Origin of the sequence: Streptomyces tubercidicus (genome assembly GCF_027497495.1) — a bacterium.
Classification (GTDB): Bacteria; Actinomycetota; Actinomycetes; order Streptomycetales; family Streptomycetaceae; genus Streptomyces; species Streptomyces tubercidicus.
Window position 1 is genome coordinate 1 of record NZ_CP114205.1, and the last position, 22,645, is coordinate 22,645.

10 protein-coding genes and 2 pseudogenes are annotated in these 22,645 nt (G+C 66.3%); 6 read left to right on the top strand and 6 right to left on the bottom strand.

Going from position 1 to position 22,645, the window contains the following annotated elements; translation table 11 throughout:
• Window positions 1-1,120: 1,120 nt before the first annotated feature.
• Both STRTU_RS00005 and STRTU_RS00010 read left to right on the top strand, forming a co-directional pair.
• On the top strand, window positions 1,121-1,420 hold the full coding sequence (locus STRTU_RS00005; RefSeq protein ID WP_269777052.1) for a hypothetical protein: 300 nt from the start codon (window positions 1,121-1,123) through the stop codon (window positions 1,418-1,420).
• Window positions 1,421-1,452: 32 nt separating this feature from the next.
• Window positions 1,453-2,037, top strand: coding sequence for an RNA polymerase sigma factor (locus STRTU_RS00010; protein WP_269777053.1), 585 nt, complete (start codon window positions 1,453-1,455; stop codon window positions 2,035-2,037).
• Between the two features lie 2,150 nt (window positions 2,038-4,187).
• Here STRTU_RS00010 and STRTU_RS00015 read toward each other — a convergent pair.
• Window positions 4,188-5,011, bottom strand: a pseudogene (locus STRTU_RS00015) (IS5 family transposase).
• Window positions 5,012-5,657: 646 nt separating this feature from the next.
• Here STRTU_RS00015 and STRTU_RS00025 point away from each other — a divergent pair.
• The 3 genes from STRTU_RS00025 (at window position 5,658) to STRTU_RS00035 (ending at window position 8,161) form a co-directional block, all read left to right on the top strand.
• On the top strand, window positions 5,658-6,779 hold the full coding sequence (locus STRTU_RS00025) for a hypothetical protein (protein ID WP_159747253.1): 1,122 nt from the start codon (window positions 5,658-5,660) through the stop codon (window positions 6,777-6,779).
• Window positions 6,743-7,906, top strand: coding sequence for a hypothetical protein (locus STRTU_RS00030; RefSeq protein ID WP_159747252.1), 1,164 nt, complete (start codon window positions 6,743-6,745; stop codon window positions 7,904-7,906). Before STRTU_RS00025 ends, STRTU_RS00030 begins: the two co-directional genes overlap by 37 nt.
• Window positions 7,907-7,996: 90 nt before the next feature.
• Complete coding sequence (locus tag STRTU_RS00035) at window positions 7,997-8,161, top strand: hypothetical protein (protein WP_159747251.1); 165 nt, start codon at window positions 7,997-7,999, stop codon at window positions 8,159-8,161.
• A gap of 255 nt (window positions 8,162-8,416) precedes the next feature.
• Here the strand turns inward: STRTU_RS00035 and STRTU_RS00040 are convergent, their stop codons facing one another.
• The 3 genes from STRTU_RS00040 to STRTU_RS00050 form a co-directional block, all read right to left on the bottom strand.
• Entirely contained in the window at window positions 8,417-8,950 is a 534-nt protein-coding gene (locus tag STRTU_RS00040; RefSeq protein ID WP_174878989.1) for an AAA family ATPase, read from the bottom strand.
• Between the two features lie 216 nt (window positions 8,951-9,166).
• The gene (locus STRTU_RS00045; RefSeq protein WP_336298728.1) at window positions 9,167-13,438 is read right to left on the bottom strand and encodes an nSTAND1 domain-containing NTPase; all 4,272 of its coding nucleotides are present in this window, start codon (window positions 13,436-13,438) and stop codon (window positions 9,167-9,169) included.
• The gene (locus tag STRTU_RS00050) at window positions 13,435-13,770 is read right to left on the bottom strand and encodes a CU044_2847 family protein (protein WP_159747248.1); all 336 of its coding nucleotides are present in this window, start codon (window positions 13,768-13,770) and stop codon (window positions 13,435-13,437) included. Before STRTU_RS00050 ends, STRTU_RS00045 begins: the two co-directional genes overlap by 4 nt.
• Before the next feature lie 349 nt (window positions 13,771-14,119).
• Between STRTU_RS00050 and STRTU_RS00055 the strand changes: the two are divergent.
• A pseudogene (locus STRTU_RS00055) lies at window positions 14,120-14,571 on the top strand (helicase associated domain-containing protein); the annotation flags it as partial.
• Window positions 14,572-14,872: 301 nt separating this feature from the next.
• Here STRTU_RS00055 and STRTU_RS00060 read toward each other — a convergent pair.
• Both STRTU_RS00060 and STRTU_RS00065 read right to left on the bottom strand, forming a co-directional pair.
• Window positions 14,873-15,001, bottom strand: a complete 129-nt coding sequence (locus STRTU_RS00060) for a hypothetical protein (protein ID WP_269777054.1) — start codon at window positions 14,999-15,001, stop codon at window positions 14,873-14,875.
• Window positions 15,002-16,100: 1,099 nt separating this feature from the next.
• On the bottom strand, window positions 16,101-22,598 hold the full coding sequence (locus STRTU_RS00065; protein ID WP_159747247.1) for an RHS repeat-associated core domain-containing protein: 6,498 nt from the start codon (window positions 22,596-22,598) through the stop codon (window positions 16,101-16,103).
• Window positions 22,599-22,645: the final 47 nt, after the last annotated feature.

Consider the following 22,645-nt stretch of genomic DNA (forward strand, 5'->3'; position numbering starts at 1 on the left):
GGGGGGCGGGGGGCATAAATGCCCCTAAAGAAATTTCTGACGAAATTTTCACGCCCCGCAATTCGCCTGACGGCGAATTATCTGTGGTTTATGTCGGGCCGCTGACGCGGCCCTTGATTTTGCGTGTTGATTAGCCTGACGGCTAATCATTTCTTGTTTATGGTTTTTGAATTGGGGCGCCTGACGGCGCAATTATTTTCCTTCTTTAGTTGGCCGCTGACGCGGCATTTTATGTAACATTGAGGTTGCCTAACTCGGGTTCTTGGTGCAGGTATTGAGGGTGTCTCAGGTTAGCCGATCTGGCGATCGGTCGGGTATGGTTGTTGAGATCTGATTTCAGAGTACTGCTTTTTGTACCGTCCGGCTGGCGCCGTCCTCAATAATTGCGAGTCGTTTTCTTTTGGTGATGGCCGAACTTCTTTTATGGCTCGGGGGTAGCCTTTCTTCCGGAGCCTGACTATTTTCTGTTGTATGGGATTTGGGACAGGGGTGCCCCAAACTCGCAGGGTGCCGATCTGGCGATCGGCAGGTTGTTTATCCAGGGAGGCGTCGTGTTCTGTTGAGTGGAGCGTTCAGCTCGGGTGGTGGGTGTGACCGCGGACGGTCAGAGGGTGTTGGTGGGGAGCGATGTAGTGGGCATGGCTCGTATGAGTCGGGGGTCCCTGACGGGGCTACAGGTTTCGCTGCAGGGGGCACTGTTGCCTGGGAGCTGTAGTTCGGCCTCACCTGTCTCCTGACCACTGTGTGCCCTGTTGCTCTCTTGTGGGGTGGGCCGGGGTTGACGGTGCCTCTGTGCGGTTGGCTTGGCTCAGAGCCGGCATGCGGGTGTAGACATGGCGCTTGTGCGTCAAGGCCCCTGACGGGGCTTCAGGCTCTGCTGAAGCTGGCGGCCGACTAGTGGACTGTTGTTCAGCCGTAGGTCCCCTAGGGAGCGTCTCGTGGTGCTGACGGGCTCGTGAGTGAGTGGGGACGAGGGGGCTCCAGTGCGTTGCAGGGCTGGGGTGGTTGGTGTGGCTTCGAAGTTTTTTGGCTGGGCTGTTAAGAACTGGGGCGGCTGGGCCCTATAGGGGGTGAACGCGTTCTGTGATGCCCCTATCCAGCTCTCTGAGGTTCCCGACAGATGTCCTTCCTTGAGTACCTTCCGGCCGCGGTCTCCCTGGGGGTCGAGTTGTACGGCTCCTGGCACCGCCCCGGGTTCGTGCGGCTTCGCGAGCAGTTGCTCGGCCGTAAGCCGTCTGAGGCTGCCTGTGTCCTGTCTGACCCACCCGTGGTGGCGGCCAGTTCGGTGGCGGAGATCGTGCAGATTCTGCCGCCGGGCGCGGTCCTCTCCTACGAGGCCGCAGACGGTAGCCGGCTGATCGTTTGGTGGATCGAGCGTCGGCCCGCCGACGGTGGGACGGACGGCTACTGGCTGTGGTGAGCGGTTCGTCCCACCGGGCCGAGGGTGCTGACGTGTTCAGCGCCCTCGGCCCGGACGGCCAGACTCTGTACGTCACGATCCGGCGGAAGGTCCGCCGGCACCTGGTGGTCAAGTTTCCGCAGCTGAATGAGGCTGACGCCTTCGAGCTCACGGATGCGGCGATCTTGATCGCCTTCCGGAGCGGCATCGATCCGGAACGGCAGCCGGTCGCTTATGTGAAGAAGATCGCGGAACGTGAGGCGCTGGACCACATGGAGCGCCGTAAGCCGGAGCTCCTGGCCGGGGAGGTTCTCGATCTCCTGGATCCGCCGGCTCCCACCGATGCGGCGGTCGAGGGCCAGGAGGCGCAGAGTGCTGGGCGGGACAAGCGCGACGAGGAGATATGGGACCTCGTTGACCAGGCGACCGTGCAGATTGCGGCGCCGCAGTGTCGTGAGGTGCTCGCACGGCAGGGCCGTGGGGATGGCGACGACCAGATTGCTTCGGACCTGGGGATCAAGAAGAACGCGGTGTATCAGCAGCGCAGTCGCGGGGTTACGGCGTTACGGGCAGAGCTCACGGAATACGTCCGGCCAGGGCATATGAAGCCACCTCAGGCCCAACGTGGTGAGCGGTAGATGCGCGCCAAGGGACGCATGTGGAGGGTTCGTACGCTGGGAGGAGCGCGTATGGGAAATCAGGTCATGGCTTACAGGGAGCTGTCGGCCTGGCTGGCAGGGCCGACCGACTACTGGGATCGTCCGGACGGCGACTGGCCGTCCGGACGATCCCAGGGCTCGGCTGACGAGCCGGTGCCCAGGGAGCGCCAGAGGGCTAACACTGCCTATGTGATGGGGTCCCGCGCGTTGCGGCGGGGGGACCTGGCGCGCGCCTGGGAGTGGTTCGCCCTCGCTGGTGGCCAGGAGCATCCCGGCAGTGCGTTCCGGCTTGCTGTGTGGGTCCTGCGTCGTGCCGATGCGGCTGAGGAAGAGGCTGGGGGTGATCGCGTCTGGACGCGCGAGGTGGCGCAGGTGCTCGGTGTGCTCGTACGGGCGGCCCAGTGGGGTCATGGTGACGCGCGGCAGCTGCTGGATGGAGTCCTTCTCGGCTCCGTTGAGGGTTCCTTGCGGGGCACTGTGGAGTTGCTGTGCCCATCGGCCGAGGCTGCTGCCTCTGTCTTGGACACCGTCGTGCTGGCGGCCCAGGAGGATTACGAGCCGCAGGACGGGGAGTTCTTCCCGGAACTCATCGCCCGGCTCGCTCGGCTGCGGACTCATCTGCGGCCAAAGGCACCGAAGTTTCAGCCGCCGCGGCAACGACGTGGTGACGCAGCAGAGTCTTCGGCGGCCTGCCGGCCGTCGGAGGAGATGTTCGATTCGGCTGTTAAAAACGTAGCGGTCATGCTGTGGTCACTACGGGTTTCGCGGGCCCAATCAGATGCTTGGGGATCCGTGTTGTGGCCTCTGTCCTCTCCACGGGGTGAGCGCTTGGAGACGCTGAGGAGGTCGGAGCTTTTGCTGGACCTGTATGTGTCTCGGCGGGGCTGGGGACGCCAGGTTGGTAGGAGAATTCCCGACGTCCGGAGGGAAGAAAATCGCGGTACGTATCGAATGGACACGGGGATGCGGCTTGCTGCTGAATCGACTGTGCCGGATTCATTGGTGATGTGCTTGCCAGACTTGTGGTCAACGCAAAGGAATTCACCACCCGGCACCGCGTCAGGTTCTGCGCGGCTACCTTTTTCCGCAAGTGCGGGTACTCCGGGCAAGCGGACCATAATGTCGGAGCCTGGGAAGCTGTTTGACTTCGTCAGAGTGTTGTCTGCTGAAGCAGTCCAAGAGTGGCGGCAGGAAGCTCAGGCCACTGTGCTGGAGAGGCAGCCATCTTCCGGAATTCCGCGGCGGTGCCGTTGTCCCAAGTGCCGCAGGAAGGCCGCATATCCCCGCGAAGAATCCCGTGCGGTGCAGGCTGGCCGTAGGTGCATGGGAGCGCAGCAGCCTGCCGTGTTTGATGCTTTTACGCTTGCGGGGGCTACGGGCTTGGAGGCGCTGAATTATCCATCAGCAGCTCTTCGAGAGAGCGGCTTTCCCGAACGGGAAACAGTTGTTCAGATTGTTTCTCGGTGTGGTGGCGGCTGGTTGCTTTGCGGAAGAGTCGAGGAGGTGAGAGCTGTGCTTGCTGGGTTTCGGCAAACCATGCCCGGCTCTCGTTGGCTTCCTCCCACGCAGGTGCTGGAGTCTGCACATCTCCTCGGTCCTGCAGTGTCGTCAGACCGCTCTGGGGGGCCGCGTCCTACGTCGTTGGAGCTGATGATCAGCAGTTCGCAGTTCGCCACGGGCTGTGACAGCTGCTTGCCGTCTCCGGTTGGGCCTGGTGAGCTCGACTGGTCCAGGCGCCGACTTCCCGCTGCGGCCGACGACGTGATTCTTCATGCCGCTTGTCCGCAGTCGTCGGGGGTGGACGTGCCCTGGGCGTGGCCCCCTGCTCTGGTCGCTCACCTCGCTGAGTGGTGTGAGCAGGTGCGACGCTCGCAAGGTAACCCAGCTGCTTCGCGTAGTCCTGATGAGGTGTGCGAGGAGGGGTAGCTCATGGCGTGTGCAATGGGTCCGTGAGGATTCTTGGGGTCACAGTGGTAGGAATTTGCTGCACGCGTGGAAAGTCTGTCAGATTCTGTTCGGGAGAATGGGCATGGGCCAGTGGCATTCGTGCTGTGTGCTCGGCTGAATTATCGGAATATGCGTGACCACGAAGCGCCAGCTCAGCGCAGACCTAGGTTCTGTCTCCTTGGTCATCGTCGTGCCCAGATGGGGATGGCGGCGAGGTGGAGGGCGGCCTGGTAGGCGATGGCGAGTTTGTCGCATCGCATGGCCAGGCCGCGCCACTGCTTGAGGCGGTTGATGCACCGTTCGACGGTGTTGCGCTGCTTGTAGGCCTCTTGGTCGAAGACCGGGCCGACCTGGTCGGACGGCTGCGGAATGACCGCACGGATCCCTCGTCGCCGCAGGTGGGCTCGGATGGCGCGGGAGGAGTAGGCCCGGTCCGCGAGCACAGCCAATGGTCGGGTCCGGGGCCTGCCTGGGCCGCATCGTGGAACGCGGATGCGGGTCATGACGGCCTCGAAGGCCGGCGCGGTCACCGGCCTGGCCCGCGGTGGCGGTCAGGGACAGGGGCCGTGCGTGGCCGTCGGCGGCCAGGTGGACCTTGGTGCTCAAGCCGCCTCGTGAGCGTCCGAGCGCGTGTTCGGCTGGCTCACTGCGGCCTTCGGCCCCCTTTTGCGTGCTCCGGCAGCGTGTTGGTGGGCTCGGACGACTGTAGAGTCCACCGATACGGTCCAGCCGATGTCGTCATCGGCGTCCGCAGCCGCGAGGACGGCGGTCAGGATCTTCGGCCAGGTGCCGTTGACGGCCCATCTGATCAGCCGTTTGTGGGCGGTCTGGAACGGGCCGAGCTCGTCGGGCAGGTCTCGCCAGGGCGAATTGGTGCGGTACTTCCAGGCGATGGCCTCGAGGGTGCGGCGGTGTCGGCCCACCGCCTGCCGCGGACCGGATCGGCCGGCATCAGCGGCGCGATCCGGTCCCACATCGCATCAGTGATCGCTAATCGGACGGACACATCCGATCAACTGACCAACCCATCAAAGAGATAGGGCCTAGGTCCGCAGGCGTACCGGGGGGGAACTGTGTTGCCTAGGGGTCGTCCTGCACAGTGGCGTACGCCTGATGGTGGTGGTCCAGCTGTGGAGCGCGGAGGAGTGGGTGAGGAGGGGTGGAGCCTGTCGCAGAGGTGGAGAATCACGGTGCTGGTCGCCGCCGTGTTGGGGATCGTCTCGACTCCGGTGCTCTGGCTGCTTGATGGGCCGGATGCTGGGCAGTTGGTGGGGGCTTCGGTTCAGGCCGCGGCCGGCGTGGGCGCTTTGGTGTGGGCGTGGGTGCAGTCGGCCTCGCCATCGGCGGCCGGGGCTCGGGATGCGGTGGTGCGGACAGGACAGGCTGAGGCAAGCGGTGGGGTGGACGGCGCATACGGGAATTCGGCGGCCTGACGGCGCGGGCAGTCGGCCGGCCTACGCGGAGCAGACCGGGAACGCGACCGCTCGTGGCCAAGGCAGTAGCGCTGGCACCGGGATCGACTTGAGCCGCTAGCCCTCAATGTGACATGTGGAAGGCTCGATGAGCGATGAAGTGGCGTCGGGCGTGGCGGGCGCCCCGCTTCCTGGCCGGCGCTGGTGCTCGGGCTCGACCTGTCAGCGTGGATGCAAGCGGTGACGCTGTCGCCGCGGGCGGGGGCACAGCGGTCAGCGGCTATCGTCGATCCCGCCCCGGGGCAGCGCCGAGCGCTGCTGCGCTCCTATGGGGCGAACCTGGAGCAGCAGGAATTCGGGGAGGATCAGTACGCCGCGTTCGGCAGCGCCTTCGAGCTGGCTCTGGCGGCTCGCGTGGCCGGGCGGTTGCCCGAGTTCGCCGGACGCGGGCAGCTGCTGGATGCCTCTGTGCACGAGCAGTTGCAGGGCACTGCGCAGCCTACGGGGGTGCGGCAGGTGCTGCACCATTGGGCGCTGCTGATGGACCAGGACTTGACTGGGTGGTTGCCTCTGGGACAGGCCCAGCGCAGTGCCGCTCAGCTGCCGGTAGCCAGCGCCGCGGCTGAAGTGGTGGATCAGGCACTGGGATCGCCGCTGGTGCGGGTTCAAGGCCAGCGCCTTCAGTTCCGGCATGAGTGGTACACCCAGTTCCTGACCGCGGACGCGTTGGTGTGGCGGTGTACGGCTGCTCAGGAGCTGGCCGGCGAGCTTCGGCAGCCGCACCGCAGAGACTTGGCAGCGTGGGCTGTGCCGTTGCACAGCGATCCGGGCACCGTACGCGATCTGCTCCGGGAGCTGCCCGACGAAGAGTTCCTGATCGGCGCACTGTACGGGCGGCTGGGCCCGGTGGCCGATCAGGTGGCCTTGGCGGAGGGGAGGCGCTGCCTTGAGGAAGCCGTGACGGTTATGGCGGCCAGCCAGGTCGTGTGTGAGTCGGACTTCATGTACATGGTGGTGCCGGACAAGTCGTCGAGCAGGTACGAGCAGGCGGTGTTCCATGCGGTCGGCGCCACGGCCAGCGACGGGCGCCTTCTGGAACCGCTGGCCCAGCTCATGCGCCAGACTGACGAGGCGTTCCGGCGCGGCGCGAACCATGGCGCGGCAGGGTATCGCCACGCGGTACCGGCGCTGATCGCCGCTGCCCTCGCCGACGGGGTACGGGAGAGTTCCGAGCGGCTGCCGGCCTGCCGGATCACGCACGCGGCCCGGCTAGCCTGGTCGCGGCGCAGCCGCCACCAGCCGGCGACGGCGGCCAAGCTGAGCCAGTGGGGGCGTCCCTGGAGGCCAGAGACATCGGCCTAATGGTCCTGCTGTGCGCCCTGCTGCGGTATGCCAACGATGCTGAGGCGGCGGCGTTGGCGCCGAAAGTCTTCTCTCTGGCCTGGGCATCGGGTGCCTACCATCTGCGATTCGCTGCTCTCGGCATGCTTACCGGCATCCGCAGCACGGCCACCGCAGCCACCGCTGCTGCGGTGACCGAGCTTCTTGACGAGGTGCACACCGATGACCCTTTTGTGTCGACCGCGCTCGTCGACGCCCTTCACATCTACGGCAAGATCAGCTCGCCCTGCAACGTCCGTGACATCACCCAGGAGATCCGTCTCCTGCTCGCCGACCCGCAGCATCCCAACGCCCATGCTCGGGCAAAGGGCATCCTCGTGAGCCGGTTCGAGGATGTCATCGCCGCGCCTTTCACCGAGGCAGTTGAGGCTCTGGAGCCGGCGGAACGCATCGCGCTGACAGTCCTCGCCGTCCGCGAAGGGGACACCAGTTTCTTCACTGATGTCTTCTTGAAAGAGCTCATACGTTCCCAGGACCCGGCAGCGCTGCCGGCCTTCCGGTACTGGGCCTCCCATCTGGAGCTGCAGGACCCGTTTCGGCAAAGCGCCGTGGGCTGCCACCTCCTAGGCATCGAAGGCTGCGCAACCCGCCTCGCTGCCCCTCCCCCGCTGCTGGCCGACCATGCGGGGAAGGACGCCGACGCCTGGCGCTGCTACGGCCAGATCCTGTTCTGGCTCAGTCGCCCCGGTCCCAGCGGAGAGGAGCGAACTCTGCGCTGCGCACCACTGTGGGACGGTCTCACCACCCGCCTGCTCGACGCCGCCGTGGACCCCTTCCACCAGTTCCCATACGCAGCCCAGTTTGCCCAGGACATCCGCACCAGCGCGCTGGGCCGCATCGTGGACGCCTTCCCTTCCCAGACCCGCACCGTCCTGCACCACGCGCTGACCAGCCCCGAGCGCCTCACCTCACTCTTCTCGCTCCCCCTCCGCCAGGAGCGCGGTACCTTCGTGATGCGCCTCCTCGCCCGCAGCGGAGACCACTCCTCGTTGCCCCTGCTGAGGACGTACCTCAATCATCCGCTTCACAGCGCCGCCGCAGCCGACACCATCCGGGACCTCAACAACCGCATCGCCGAAAATAGGTGATGGGCCTACGCACTGTCCCGGCTGTCCTCGACTTCACGCGGCTGGGAGCTGGCCGATCTGGAACGGGCACGGGTTGTCCAGCGCGCTTCCATGGCCGACTACCTTGCGCAGCGTCGCGTACTGGCGGGGGAAGCAGAGGTCCCGCCCGCGACCGTCATGTCGGTGGCCGAGAAGCACTTCGTGACCGACATGGCCGCCTTCCGGCAGGAAAACGACCGGGCCCGGATGACCGTCGATCCGCTCCTGCGCCGCTAGGAGTACAACCCACTGCGCGGCAGACCCCTGGTCAAGGGGCCACGGCGCAGGGCTGGGTCTGGGGCAAGGTGGTGAGCGCCACTTGAGAACGAGGAAGAGCAGGACGCGCTGCGGGAGTTCGGCGTGGACGGGGCATGACGCCCGCAACGCTACGAGAGCCAGGGGCGCCACAGGGCGGATTCCAGGGTCGCGTGCTGCCGGCGGACGCCGGGTGCCGGCGGGTAACGGCTAAGGTCTGTCGCGACGGTGCTCCGGTCAGCGGTCCAGTGCGGGGAGGTGGGCCAGGCCGTTGTCGAGCATGATGCGGTCGGTGGTCTCGTGCAGGGCGCTGTCGGCGCCGATCACGGTCTCGATGCCATCGGGCAGCAGATCGCGCGGCCGGTACCAGTCGCGCAGTTGCGTCTCGTTGACGTCATCGGCGATCGGCTTGGTGGCATGCCGGGTGAGGGTTTCATCGAACGGCACGTCCAGGTAGTAGCCGTGGGTCGGGCCGCGGTGGTCGGCGCGCAGCTGGGCGAGCATGTCGCCGTAGCGGTCGGCGTAGAGGATGCCTTCGACCACGACGTGATAGCCGGCGTCCAGGGCGTAGCGGGCGGTCAGGTCGATCAGGCCGATGTTCGCGGCGCCGGGCCGGTCCCGCTCGCGGAGCACGATGCGGCGGAGGTTGTCCTGGCCGACCAGGGCCAGCCCGCGGCCGAACCTCTCGCGGAGGCCGGCCGCGACGGACGACTTGCCCGAGGCGCTGTTGCCGCGCAGTACGACCAGCCGGGTCTCTTCGGTGCCCACCATCACGGATTTCACGCTACCGACGGCCGGTGACAGCGCGAGGATCGCTCCGAGCGCCGTCGCGCTGTTGCCGATCTTGTACGCGGCGCCAGGGAGGTTTCCAGCGCGTCGGTGCCCCGCTTGAGCGATGCCGAGAGTGAGGTGGGTGTGCAGTCGGTGTACTCCGGGCCGGCGCCTGGGGGTTGTTGCCGTCGGCGGGCTCAACGGATCACGTCCGTGTCACGGTGCGCAAGGAGCCTCTGGTGGGGTTCCGGGTGGGAGGTGTTCGCGTTCCTCCTCGGTAAAGTCGCGGCCTGCGTTCTTGCACAGGTGGGTGAACCAGCTGTCGGGGCGGAGGTCGTAGGCGGTGAGCCAGCCCCTGTTCTCCACGGTCAGCTCGGTGCCTCGGAGGGCCGAGGTGGGAGAGGAGCCGCCTGGGATCGTGCCGATGCGGGTCCCGTCGTTGGCGTCCCACAGTTCGTAGACCCCTTCGCTCCCCTTCTGCGTGATCACCGTCCCGCTGTCCGTCACGGCGTTGACGTTTTCGGTGATCTCCGTCGTGATGGGTGTGCCCACGGTCGTGCCCTTGGCGACGTCCCAGCGGTGCAGCTTGCCGTCGGCGTGCTCCACGACCAGGTACCGGCCGCTTGGGGAGAAGGCCAGATTGCTGGCGTCGCTGTGGTCGATGCGCGGGCTGATCTTGTCGCCTTCCAGCACCTCTGTCCGCTTGCGGGTTCGGACGTCCCAGATCTGGATCCTGCCCCTGTCCTCGTCGTTGCTCGTTACCACGGCGACCTGATGAGGGTGGCCTGGGCGGCCGTGGAGCTGGCCCAGCGGAGAGGAATCGAGAACTGGTGAGCGGTCGACGGGCAGCGGTTCTCCTGTCTGTACCCCGCGCTCCGGGTCCACTTGAAGCAGGTTGGCGCCGTTGGTCAGCACGGTGACGTCGCCGTCGGGCAGGGGTGCGACCGCGCTGATCAGCCCCGGTTCCTGTGGTGTCTTCGGGCCCGCGTCCAAGGGGACATCGACGGGGTCGGAGAGCGTGTCGGGGTCGTACACGTACAGGTGTGAACCGCCCTCCTGCCAGAGCAGGAGTTGCTTGCCCCCGGCCGTCCACGCGAGGCTCCAGTGTCGGTCGAAGGTGACCTGGTGCGGGGGTTCGACGGTGGTGGAGCCGCCGTGTAGCAGGTCCACGACCTGCACCTTGTGGTTCGTCATCCACGCGACCAGGCGGCCGTCCTTCGCCCAGGCGTACTCGTTGATGAGCCCGGGTACCTTCGCGGGTCGGGGGGCGGGCCGGGCGTAGGCCACCACCAGGGCGTTTCCGACGGGGGACAGTACCATCGGGCCGCCCTTGTCGCGCCGGGCGACGGCGAGCATCGGATCCGAGTAGCCTGGTTCGTCATCCACCGGCAGGCGTGTCACATACGTGTCGTCCGTGCCCCACCTGCCGAGTGCGACATCGACGTAGCGGTCGTCGTCGGAGTTCTTGGTTTCGTAGCCGTATGCGGCAGTGGCATCGGTGGACGTCCAGTCGTCGCCTTTGGCCCGGAGCTTTCGCAGCGTGTGTCCCGTGCGCAGGTCGAGCAGCGCAGCTTTGCTTGGCGTCTTGAGGTCATGGGACGGGCTCGTCGTGACCATCACGGTGTCGGGGTCCTTCCCGAAAGCCACCTCCTGGCCACGCGCGGCCGATACCACTGTGGCGGCCACCGGCAGAGGCTTGAGGTCCCCCAGGTGCCATACATCGACGAGGGTCCGGGGCTTTGTGAGCTCGACGTCCGGAGCGTGGGTGTTGAGTGTCCGCATCAGACGGCTGCCGTCCGCGCTGAATTCCAGATCGCCCTTGACCTTGTCGCGCCTGTCGGTGAGTTCTCGTCCGAGCCGGGTCGGTTCGCTGCCCTTCCCGTCCAGCCGCCAGAGCCGCACTGTGCCGTCCGGCGTCGCCACTGCGTAGTGCCGCCCGTCGGGGCTGATTTCCCCGGTCTGTTCGGATTCGGGTACGCCGGGGAGGGTGTAGTGGCGGGGTTTGCCCTCAAGTACGCCGGTCACCACCGACACCTGGTGCGGGTCGTTTCCCGCCGGCTTGGAACGCACCACGAGGGTGCGGCCGTCGGGGGTCGCGGCCAGCTCTTGTACGCGGCCGCGCCACAGGCCGCTGTGGGCGCCGCGCAGGTACTGCGCCCGGACATACTGGTTGAGCAGTTCCTCCCGGGCCTGCGGTGTCCTGTCGGTGTGCCATGCGGCGAGCGCGAACTGCAGTGCCGTCCCCGGCGCCTCGGCCTGCCGGCTGCCGGACTCCTTCGCCAGTGCGCGGGACGCGAGGGTGCGCAGCTGGGCCTTGAGGTCCTGGCTGGTGTTGAAGGCGATCGTGCCCAGCGTTCCCGCCGCGAGCAGTAGGGCCATGAGCACCGCGCCGACCGCCCGCAGTCTGCGGACCGTCCGCTGCTCGTACCGGTGGCCGGCTTCGATGTAGGCGCGCTCGTCTGCGGTCATATCTTCTGGCCGCAGCTGAAGCCACTCCGCCCCTTCGGCGAGGGTCTTGCCCCGTTGCAGGGCCTCTGGTTCCTTGTCCTTCCCCTCCCAGCGTGCCATGTCCGTGCGGAGTTGCTCTTGCCACACCCGGAACTTCCTGCTGTCGTCCAACCAGCGGCGCAGCCTGGGCCAAAGCCGCGTGAGGGCCTCATGCGTGAGTTCGGCGATCTCCGCACCCGTGGTCGTGTGGTCAATGACCACGAGCTTGCCCCGGGCGAGGCGGCGGGCAAGGGCCACCGCTGCGGGGTCGAGCTGGGTGAGCGGGGTGGCGCGGCGGGTGTAGCCGCCCCGGTCGTCAGGGCGGGCCAGTTGAAGGAACAGCCTGCGTGCCACGGTTTCTTCGGATTCAGGTACGTGCGTGCGGTAGGTGTGGTCCGCGTAGCCCGCCAGAGTTCCGGCGACGCCGCCGAGTTCGTCGTACGCCGTGTGGGTGAGCATGGAGCGTTCGCGCCGCTCCCACAGCCGGGTGAGCGTGAATTCCACCAGCGGCATCCGTCCGGGCTGGTCCGCCGCGTCCTCGACGATGCGGGTGGCCAGCCCGGGCTCCAGCCACAGCCCCGGTACGGCCGCGACCGGGCCGGTGATGGCACGGTGCAGGTCGTCGGCGTCGAGCGGGGCGAGGAGGAAGACGGCATCGCTGAGCGCGCCGGACGTCCTCGACGTCACCAGGTCGCCGAGGGATTCCTCGCGTGCGGTGGCTACGACCCGCAGGCCGCGTCCGCCCGCCGAACGCGGTGAGCCCGCCAGCTCGGCAAGGAGCCCGAGCAGGGTGCGCGCCGCGGTCGGCTCGGCGCCGGCGTACTCCTCCAGTTGATCGACGACGAGCAGGTGGCCGCCGGCGCCGGCCCGCTTTTGGAGCGAGTCCCGCAAGCCGGCTACGGCTTGCGGGACGCGGCTGGGAGGTGGTCGGGTGTATGTGCGGGCGGCGTCAACGGGCTCTGCCTCGCCCAGCGGGTCTTCGTCCCCAGGTTCTTCGCCGCTCGGCTCGCCTCCTGATCCGTCCCTGAGCAGCCGTGCCAGTGTCTCTGCCTTGCTCAGGCGGTCGATCTCCCCAGCGCCCGGCTCCAATGCGGGGACGAGCACATGAGCCAGCACTGTCTCTGGCCTGTCCCCAGGTACGGGGCGCAGTACGGACACGCCCATGCCGTCCGCCCGAAGCAGGGGCAGCAGACCGGAGCGGATCAGCGACGACTTGCCGCACCCGGAAGGTCCGACCACCACCGTCAGGGGGCGCTGGGCAATCGACTCGGCCAGCCGCCCGGCATCGTCCTCGCGTCCGTGGAAGAACTCGGAGTCCTCCTCCTCGAACACCTCAAGGCCGCGGAACGGGCACGTCGGGCGCAGTACCTCCTCGTCCACAAGCGAGGCGGACGGCACGAGGAACGCGGTCCCAGCCAGGGCCCCGTGCCCGGCCGCGACGGTCAGCCCGACGACTCCGCCCTGCTCGTCGTCCCACACCGCGGCCCCGCTGTAGCCATTGGTGATCGGACGGCTGCCGGGGGCGGCGTCCATTTGTACCCAGCCTGTGCCCTGGACGCTCCGCAACGTGCCGGTCGCCCACACCCCGTGGTCGCCACCGTCCGGGAAGCCATAGGCTCGGAAGGAGTGTCCCCACACGGACGCGCCGTCCACGAGCGCCACAGGGTGCGCGTTGGGTACCCGTCGGTCGAGGCGCAGCAGGGCTACGTCGCCGCTGTCGTCCCTCTGGAGGGGCTTCCAGGAGACGACCCGGGCCCGCACGGTGGGGACGTCTTGGTCGGCGTCGCGCAGCAGCGGGAACTCGACCGGTACGGCTGCGGAGGGGGCTGTATCGGTATCCCGCGGGAGCCCCAACGCGTCCGCGACCACGTGTGCGCAGGTGCATATGACTTCGGGTGTTACGAGGAAGCCTGCTCCCACGACCGCGTCGCCGTCCCGGATCCGGACGAGGCCTGACTCCAGTGCGCTTTCACCCCGTAACGCAGCCATGTCGAGCATCATCGCGGATCACGGGCGCCCCATTCCAGACGTACCGCGAAGTTGGCCTCACTGGCCGCCTTCGCCACCACGACGCCCGCTTCCGCAGATAGCTTGATCCCGAACTCCACGCTCACGGAGTTGGGTTGGCGTGCCAGGTCCCGGACGCTGTCAGCGACCGCCTCGACGGCTGGCCTGATGTGTGCGAGCGCCTCCTGGAGGGTCTGCGCGGAGCCGCGGACGACGCCGGATGCCGATCCGCGGCCCACTCGGTCGATCCCGCTGTCCTGCTGCCCGTCGATTTCGACTCGCACCGCGGTGCCATCGCTGAGCCGCATCTCCCCGATCCGCGCCATGTCATCTGTCTCTCTGTGAAGCCGCCACATACGTGTCCGGCCATCAATTCGCCTGGCCCATAGGGGCTTTTGAGCGATGTCGGCCGCATTCATATCGTGCCATCGTGGTAGGCCGTCCGTGTGCACGAAAGGTGGGGTATGCGGCGGGGGCGGTGCCTGGAATGGCCGGGCCGAAGCCGGGGTGTGCACCCTGTGGGGCCGTGTCCTGTGTGGTGGGGCGGTGTTGGCGCGGGCGCAGGAAGGGACAGTGGAGTTGGATCGTTCCGGGGGGGTGTGGGTCTGCCGTCTTGCCGGTCACCACAGGCTGCGGGGATGTATGCGAGGGGCTATCAGGGTGCCGGCCCGGTGCCACCAACGCGTCCTCGCCGACCTGATCGACGCCGACGGCGTCCTGCCCGACATCCCGCCCGGGGTGCTCTTCGACGGCGACGGCCTCGGCATATGGCTCCAGCGGCAGAAGGACCCAGCCACCTGGGCGCAGCTGTCCCCGAGCAGCAGGAACGGCTCTCCAGGTTGGGCGTACAGGCCGCTCAGAGGCCAGCTCTCACCCCGACGGCCAAGAGGCAGGGCAAGGCGCAGCAGGCGTTCCGGCGCGGCCTGGCAGCCCTCGCACAGTGGGTGGAGCGGGAAGGCCGGCGGCCGGTACCCCGCGGCCACAACGAACAGACCGCGGTCGATGGCGAGGAGGAGCCGGTGCTGGTGAAGCTGGGCGTGTGGGTCTCGAACACCAAATCGGGGCGGGACAAGCTCGCCCCCGAACAGCGCACCGCACTGCAGGAGCTGGGCATCGACTGGGTGTGAAGCATCAGTGGTTGTTCGGGGCCGGGAGCGTCAGGCTCTTGGCCGCACCTGGGCTCAGCAGGCCGGTGTGCCTACTTCGCGTTCAGGCTTCGGGCTACTGAGGTGATCACGCCCTTGTCGTCGAGTTGTCCTGTCAACGCGCCGAGGGCTGCACCCTGAACGACCGGTGTCCAGCGCGCCAGGGGCTACGCAGTGACTCCCGAAGCTGTCGACAGAGACAGCCGTGAGCTGGCATCAGCCAGCTCACGGCGGCGTCAATTGCTACTGCCGAGTTCCCGCAGTGTTCCGCCGCCGATCAGCGTCACCACTGCGGTGGCTGCGCCGGCAACTGTGGAGAAGCCGCCACCACTTGCCACACCCGCTCCAGCGACGGGTAGGTCAGCGCCAGTACTCCGCAGCCCACCGCGGTCGCGAACAGGGCCGCTGCCACTGCGCCCGCCGTACGCCAGGAGCGCCGCGTGAGTTGGAACAGGTCGGCTGGCTCATTCGCCTGCCTGTGGACTCACCGTCGGTGATGCGCGGCGGCGTCTCGGCTCAGCTCCTCGACGCTGCTGTCCTTGCACAGGCTCCCGGACGCTTGATCGTGCCCAAGCCGCCGACGGGGTTCTGCGTGTGGCGTCGTGCCGGGCACTCCGCGACCTATCGTCCCCTGGGCGCTTGGCAGCATTGGCGTTGGTCGTGCACCTCTCCCCGGCACCGCCAAGGGGGTCATCGAGGCGGACCGGCTGGGGCGCGTATGCGCGCTGACCCTCAGCTTTCTGGCGAGCACTCTCGATCGCCTGGTCGCTTCGGGAGCAGCGACGTCCTGGTCGTTCGATATGGGCGCTGGAGACATCACCTGGACTCTGTGCCTTTCCCTGACGAACAGGATTACCGAGGCAAGCTTCACGCACTCGTCTCCAGCGCTCGGCGCTGGAGCACACTCCCTGGCACATGCGACGGGCATGGACGGGTAGCCGGTCAGAATGGGGCACGGGATTGCGCTGGCGCAATCCTGTTCTTCATAGCCGAACCCATGGGCAGTGGCGCATACTTCTGCTCGCATTTCGACGCTGCCTGATACGGATGTCAAGGCAGAGCTGCACTCCGGTCTGTGAGTTCCTGCACCTCAGTGGAATACCCTGCACAGACAGCAGAAGGCGCAAGGCGACGGGCGCGCGGAAAGGGTGCAATAGCATCCTCAGCTCTGCGAAAGTGCTGCATCATGGATTGCTCGCGCGCCCGCCGACTCCGCATTCACTGGATCAGCGATCCCATCTATGTATAGCGGGTGTATTCGGGTACATCTGCCAACGCTCTCGGATCATCCATGGATCTCGCTTTGACGTCGGCCGGGGCCTTCACTCGCGACACGCTGATTCCGTGCAGGCATGCATTGCACCAGAGCAGAAAGTATCCGAGGCGCGTCTTCGGGTCGATGATGTACCTGTAATCCAGTTGCGCCTTGCCGCAGTGGGGACATGGAACATGTTCGCCTTCGGGGGCGGTAATGCTCGGGATGAGCGCAATCCACTTATCTCTTCGTTGCACTATCCGAGCCTCCCGTTGTAGTAGTTCCAGAATTGTCCCTCTGAAGCGTAGGCGGCTCTCTCCCAGGCGTGCTCCTGCTCAAGAGACGTAGCAGGCCCATAGGTGTCGATCTGCATGACATGCTGCCGCTCGTGCCCAATCGTCTTAGTGAGGTTCTCGGCTGACGAGAAGGCGTCTGGGTAAAGCGTGATGGTTCGATTCGGCGCAGTGTGTCCGTAGAGCATCCTTCCGACAAGATCCGCATCACGGTTGATTTTAACCTTCACACCGTCAAGGCCGACGCCTGCGCGCTGTGCGACTTTCTTAACTGTGCGCTTTTGCATGGGTATCGGCAGTTCTTGAAACGGCCCGATGTTCTTCCCTCTCCTGGCCAGCATCCCACCGACAGCAAGCTCACCAGTCTTGAAGAAGCCGGCACCGGGCACTGGCGTGAACGTGGCCCCCAGCCGTACGCCGTCGGAGAAGGCTGACGTTTCAAGACCGACTCCGCTTCCGGCCATTTCCTCGCGGATGGCGTCGCCCGCGCAATTGACAGAGCCGAAGATCTGAAAGACTTGACAGCCAACTGTGGCGGTGTCGACGATTCCGGTGAGGATTCCGCCCAACCAGTCCTTGTCGTCTCCGCGGGGGCCAGAGAGCCATCTCTTGTTGCAGCTGAAGCGATTGCAAGTGGAGCCCCAGTGCCCACTGTTGACGCTTCCAGCGCTGCTTGTGTATGCCGTACCGGATGAGCCTCCGCTATAGCAGCCAACAGAGCAGCCGGAGTGCCTTTCTCTCTCGGGATGATAGACAGATCCACTGCCTGGAACTCCGTTATTGCAGTGCTGCATGACACCGGTCATGCAGTCTGCGTTACCGAGCCCTGTTGGATCGGAGTTAGTGGTCGGGTTGTTGGAACTGTAGCTGTATCCGTTGAGGGTTTGAGGCTTATCGGTCTCGAGCAGGGGGTCGACGCTGAGGAAGGCGCCGGTGAGGGGGTCGTACTCACGGGCTCCGATGTGGGTAAGGCCTGTTCCGGTGTCGGCAGGCGCACCGAGGAAACTCTTGTCGTCGGGCCAGGCCGTGGGCGCGGTTCCGCGGGGCGCTCCGAACGGGGTGGTGTAACGCTTGGCGTAGCTGAAGGTGCCGGCGTCGATGGCCAGGCTTGAAGTGCCGTGGTGATCGGCGGCAAGGAAGGTCAGCTTCGTGCTGGCTCCACCGGTGGCGGTGCGCACCGCGATGTTCTTGCCGGCTGCGGTGTAGTAGCGGAGGCCTGAGAGTGCGCCCTTGGTGGTAAGACGTATTTCGGTGTCGCCGAAGTAGAGGGTAGTCACGCCGTCCGTGGCGGCGCGGCGAATGAGGAGGTCTCCGTTGGCGTCGTAGAGGTAGCCGGTGGTAGAGGGGGTGCCGGTGTTGTCAGGTTCCGTTGCGCTGGAGAGCTTGCCTTCGCTGTTCCAGTGAAGGGCTTGGTTGGCTTTGGAACCGGGGCGCTGGATGGTGTTACCGGTTTTGTCGTACGTGTACGTCTGGGTTTTGCCATTGGTTTCGGTGCTTGTCAGGGGGTGGGGCTGTTTGCTGGGTGTGCCGTAGCTGTAGGTGGTTATGGTGTCGCCTGATGTGGCGTGCTGCACCTGTTGTTTGCGTTGGCCTGCGGAGTTGTAGGTGTAGCTGGTCCAGTACGGTGCGGCACCAGTGAGGTTGGTGCTCGTGCGTCCGCCGGCGCTGCAGTCGTCGGTTTTCGGGGTCCAGGCCTCGCTGAGGCGACGGTACCCGTCATAGGCGAAGCACTGGTTGTCGATCTTCCCCGTGCCGCCGAGGGTGGTGGCGTCGGAGATGGAAGTGACGTTTCCTGCGTCGTCTTGACGGAAAACCAGGTCCTGGAGTCTGTACGGGTGCGTGTCGTCAGTGACGTAGGAGCGGGTCAGGCGGCGGGTGCCCGGTTCATAGTCGTAGCCGAGGTAGGTGTTCTTGGCTGAGGTGCCGGCGTTGGTGCCCAGGGTGAGGCGGCGTAGGTCTCCTGCGGGTGCGTAGTCTGCGCCTTGCAGGTAGCCGGTAGTGCCCTTGGCTGTGAGTTGCTTGCCTGTGGCGTTGTAGGTGTAGGAGACGGTCTCGGCAGGCAGGCCGGCTACTGCAGGTTGGGATGCCTGGCTGATTGTTCCGTCGAGGCGGTAACCGGTGGTGGTGGACAGGGTCTTGGGGACTCCTGCCTTGACGAGTGGATCGCTTTCCGGCAGGGAGAGCTGGCTTTCAGTGGCTTGGTAGAGGCTGTCGTAGCGGGTGACCTTTTGGATGTATGCCTTGCCGCCAGCACCCTCCTCGTAGCGGATGGAGGCATCAGGCTGGCCCTTGGCGAGTGCGTCGAACGTCCAAGCGGTGAGTTTGTTGGCATCAGTTTTGGACCCTTGCCATGTGCCGGTCTTTCGGCCCAGTTCGTCGTAGGCGTGAACCAGGGTTCTGTTCTCGGCGTCGGTAACGGTGGTGACCTGGTCAAGGTCGTCGTATGCCGTGCTGGTTGTGCCCTTGTCCGGGTCAGCTGTGGCGGTTTGACGGCCGAACAAGTCGTAGGTGTGAGACCAGGTCGGCTTAGTGGTGTCGGTCCCTGCAACGGGGCCGGTGACCGTTCTGGGCTGTCCGCCCGCGGTGTAGGTGTAGTTGGTCGCGACGTAGTCGGTGCCGGTTGGCGTGGGCCCGTCGTAGTCGAGGCGCTGAGTGGTCTGTCCGCGGGCGTCAGTGACGGTGGCGACGGCTTGGCCGCCGAGGGGCGCAGTGGTCGAGGTGGTGTCGCCGGTGTAGGTGGTTTGCGTGGTCCAGCGGGCTATGCCGTAGTTGCGGGTTACGGCCTTGATGGGGCGTTCGGCGCCGTCGTATGTGGTGTCGGTCTGGGTGGGTGCCTGGCTGCCCTCGGTCTGGACCGCGGTTCCGGAAGGATCGTTCTTCTCGTCCCAGATGTCCGACTGCGTGCTGGAGGCGAATCCGCGGGAGTCGTACAGGGTGAGGGCGATGAGACGTCCGCCGGTCGGTGACGGGGTTTGGACTTGGCGGATGCGCAGGAGGGAGTCGTAGATCTCGTAGGTGGTGTTGTAGCCGTTTCCGTCGCCGCGCAGAGTGCCGGTGGAGACCCAGGGCAGGTCGTTGCCGGCGAGGTGGTAGCCGTAGACGTAGTTGGGGGTCTTCTGGGCGAGGTGGGAGCGGTTGGGGAGCCAGACCTTGGTGACGCGGCCGAGGGAGTCGTATTCAGTTTCGGTGATCCGGCCGTTGGGGTCGGTCGCTTTGAGGGGAGAGCCTGTGGCCGGGTCAAGCGTGGTGGTGGTCTCGTAGCCCTTGGCATCGCCGGTGACTTTGGACAGTAGAGGCCCGCTGGTCGCCGGTGTGTAGGTCGTGGTGGTCTTGGTGTGGTCCCGGGCGTCCTTGACGAGGGTAGGGCGGCCGAGGGCGTCGTAGTCCGTGGTGGCGGTCTTCTGCCAGGTGGGGGTGTTGGCTGTGTCGTAGCTTTTGGCGCGGGCGGTCCACTGGGCGTCGCCCTTGGTGGGTTTCTGGTTGGCGGACCAGGTGGTGGTGTCGTAGGCGGTGGCGGTGTCGGAGATGACGTCGCCTGGCCTGCTGCTGTCTGCGGGCAGGTCGAGGTCTGTGTCTGATGTGGTGCAGGGCTTGGCGGTGGTGCGCGTGCGGGAGACCAGGGAGGTCAGGCCGTCATCGTTGCGTGCGTACCAGGTGCGGGTGCAGGTTTCGTCCCCGTTTTTGGCGTCGTCGCCGCGGTCTTCGGCGGTCTGCGGCATGCCCAGGTCGTCGTAGGTGGTGGCGGTGGTGCGGATCCGGTCGGTGGGGGTGATGCCGCTGGTGATGGCGGTGCGGGCGTGGGTGGCGCCGGTGCGGGTGAAGTAGGCCTCGGTGTCGGCGTAGGACTTGTGTTGGGTGGCGGTGCGCTTGGACCAGGGGTCGTTGACGGTGCCGGAGGTGTAGGCGGCGTTGTTGTAGGTCGCTGTTTCGCGGGTGAAGCCCGTGTACTGCTCGCTGTCGGTGATGTCGGTGGCTTTGATGCCGGTGACGGTGGCAGTGCGGCGCTTGTCGGGGTCGAGGGTCTTGCCGTCAGCGGCGAGGAGCCGGTCGCCGTTCATACCGCGCATGTAGACGGTGGTGGTCTTGGACTGTGTGCCGGAGGGGTCGCCGGTGAGGTGGGTGACCTGTTCGTAGCCGCGCCAGAGGGACCAGGTGCGTTCTTTGGCGGGGGTGAGGGGGTCGTCGTTGTAGTGCCAGGCACCGCCGCCTGAGTAGGTGTAGGTGTGCTGGACGGCGACGGACCCGCCGTGCGGGTCGGTGGTGGAGACGGAGGTGACTCGGTACTTCTGGAACCAGTCCAGTTGCGGGTCGGCGGAGCCTCCGTTGGGCTTCCAGTAGACGGGGTAGCAGCGTCGGGTGTTGTGGTCGGCCTTGGGCATGGTCTGGCCGGCAATGCAGTCGGCTTCGGCGTAGCTGACGATGGTCTGTGCGCCGGCTTCGGACGTGACGGTTTTCAGGCGGGGCTTTTCGAGGGAGAGGATGTTGTCGCTGGCACCGTCGACGCGGTTGGGCTTGAATTCGTGATCGAGCCGGACCGGGCCGAGGGCGATGTCGGTGCCGCGTTTGCCGGTGTGCTTGATCTCGTCCAGCCACAGGGACTGGTCGGAGGAGTCGCCGGTGTCGCCGGGATCGAGGTACTGCTGCTTGAGGTTCCAGGCGTCGATCGGCGCATAGCCGGGGGTGGTGGCGGTGGTGTCCCAGGCGTAGGTGGTGAGGCTGGTGAGGCGCTTGCGGGTGAAGAAGGTGGGGGCGACGTTGCCGGTGCATTTGTCGTCGTCCTTGCAGACGGCGTCGAAGGGTACGTCGGGCCAGTTGTCGCGGGTGTCCTTGGTCAGGGAGTCACAGCCGTCTCCTGTGGCGGTGCAGCGCTCGGTGTAGTTGAGGACGACCTTGTTGGAGGCGGCGGGGGTGGCGGAGAACAGGGAGCCGGCGCGCTGGCCGTAGCGGATTTCTTTGAGGTAGCCGCCGCGGGTGTAGGGGGTGGCGGTGTTGTCGTCGCCGAGCTTGTCGTAGTTGTTGGTTTCGGCCTGGTACCAGTAGGTCATGGCGTTGGCGTGGGTGTCCTGGACGAGGTCCAGGTTCCAGCGCCAGGCCTGTTTCTTGTCGCGTTTGGCGAACGTGGTGCCGTTGTCGTAGCCGGGCTCGTCCTTGTCGTCGCCGAAGACGGGGGCGGTCCATACCGAGTCGGTGCGGTCGTCGGCTCCGGCTCCTGGGAGCTTGTTCAGACCGAAGGTGTAGGTGGTGCCGTCTGCTGTGGTGACGGTCCAGTATTCGCCGTTGTCGTCACTGTTGTCGGCACCTGTGTGGTGGGTGACGAGGGAGGCGTCGTCGTTCTTCAGGTGCCAGTGGCCGGTGGTGTCGTCCTTGACGAGTTCGGTGGCCTTGCCGTTCAGCACGAGTGAGGCGTTGTCGTACTTCCAGCACTGGTCGAACTTGTCGTCCTGGCCGTCGTCGTCGCAGGAGCCGTACTTGCGCTCGATGTAGGAGGAGGTGAGGTCGAAGCCTTCGCCGATCGTGGTGCCCTGGTTGTTGGTGCTGGCGGTGCGGCCGTCGACGCTGCCGGAGTCGTAGGAGATGTTCAGGTCCGGAGTTGGTCCGGCTGCGGCCGGTGGAGTGCGCAGGGGGTAGGACCAGGTGAAGGAGCCGGAGGAACCGCCGGCTTCCCAGGTGGAGGAGGCTGCGAGCGGGGTGGCTTTGTAGTCGCCTGCCCCGGATTTGGTGCCGGCGGCCAGAGCGAGCACCATCTTCCGGCCGCCGGCACCTGCCTTGAATGTGAGGGGGGCGGTGATCTGCTGGCGGGCGCGCTGGTTGGTGAAGCGCTGGGGGCTCAGATGGCGGCATGCTGGCTTGTCTGGCGTGGTGAGTGCACAGGTCGGCAGGCTCATCAGGCGCAGTCGGCCGGCGTAGTCACCGCCGTAGGCGGAGGCGAAGGCCGCGTAGTTGATGCCGATCTGGGTGCTGCCCCCGCGGGCCGGCCCGGTGGCGGTGAGAACCACGCCCTTGAGGCCCAGGGCGTGTGAGGTGTCCTGCCCCAGGACTGCGACCTCGATCGTGTTGGCGCCGCGGGTGGTGCGTTTGGTGGGCTTGGTCAGGGTGATGGGCAGGTCACCGGGCTTGGCTTTGGCGTGAGCGACCGTGGTGGTGAGGCGGGCCGTTCCAGTGGTTGGCCAGGTGGTGGTGCGCTGTTGGTCGGTGCGAGCACGCTGTCGGTCGGCCGTGTCGGCTGCCGCTGCCTTGCGTAACTGGGCGGCGGTGCGGGGATCAGGTTTGGCAGTGAGAGGTTTGGTGCTGGCTGCGCGTGGTGCGGTGAGGCTGGGGCGGCCCAGGGGGTCAGGGGCGGCGGCGAAGGCGACGGGCGAGATCAGGCCTGGCAGAAGGGTGAAGCTCAGTGTGACGGCGATGCGCTGGGTCCAGCGGCGCCCTCTGGGGGGCGTGGAGCGCGGCAGGTCGGTGGTGTACATGTGGGTTCTCCTTGCGCCCGCTGTTGCGGGGCGCCGGTCATCAGCCC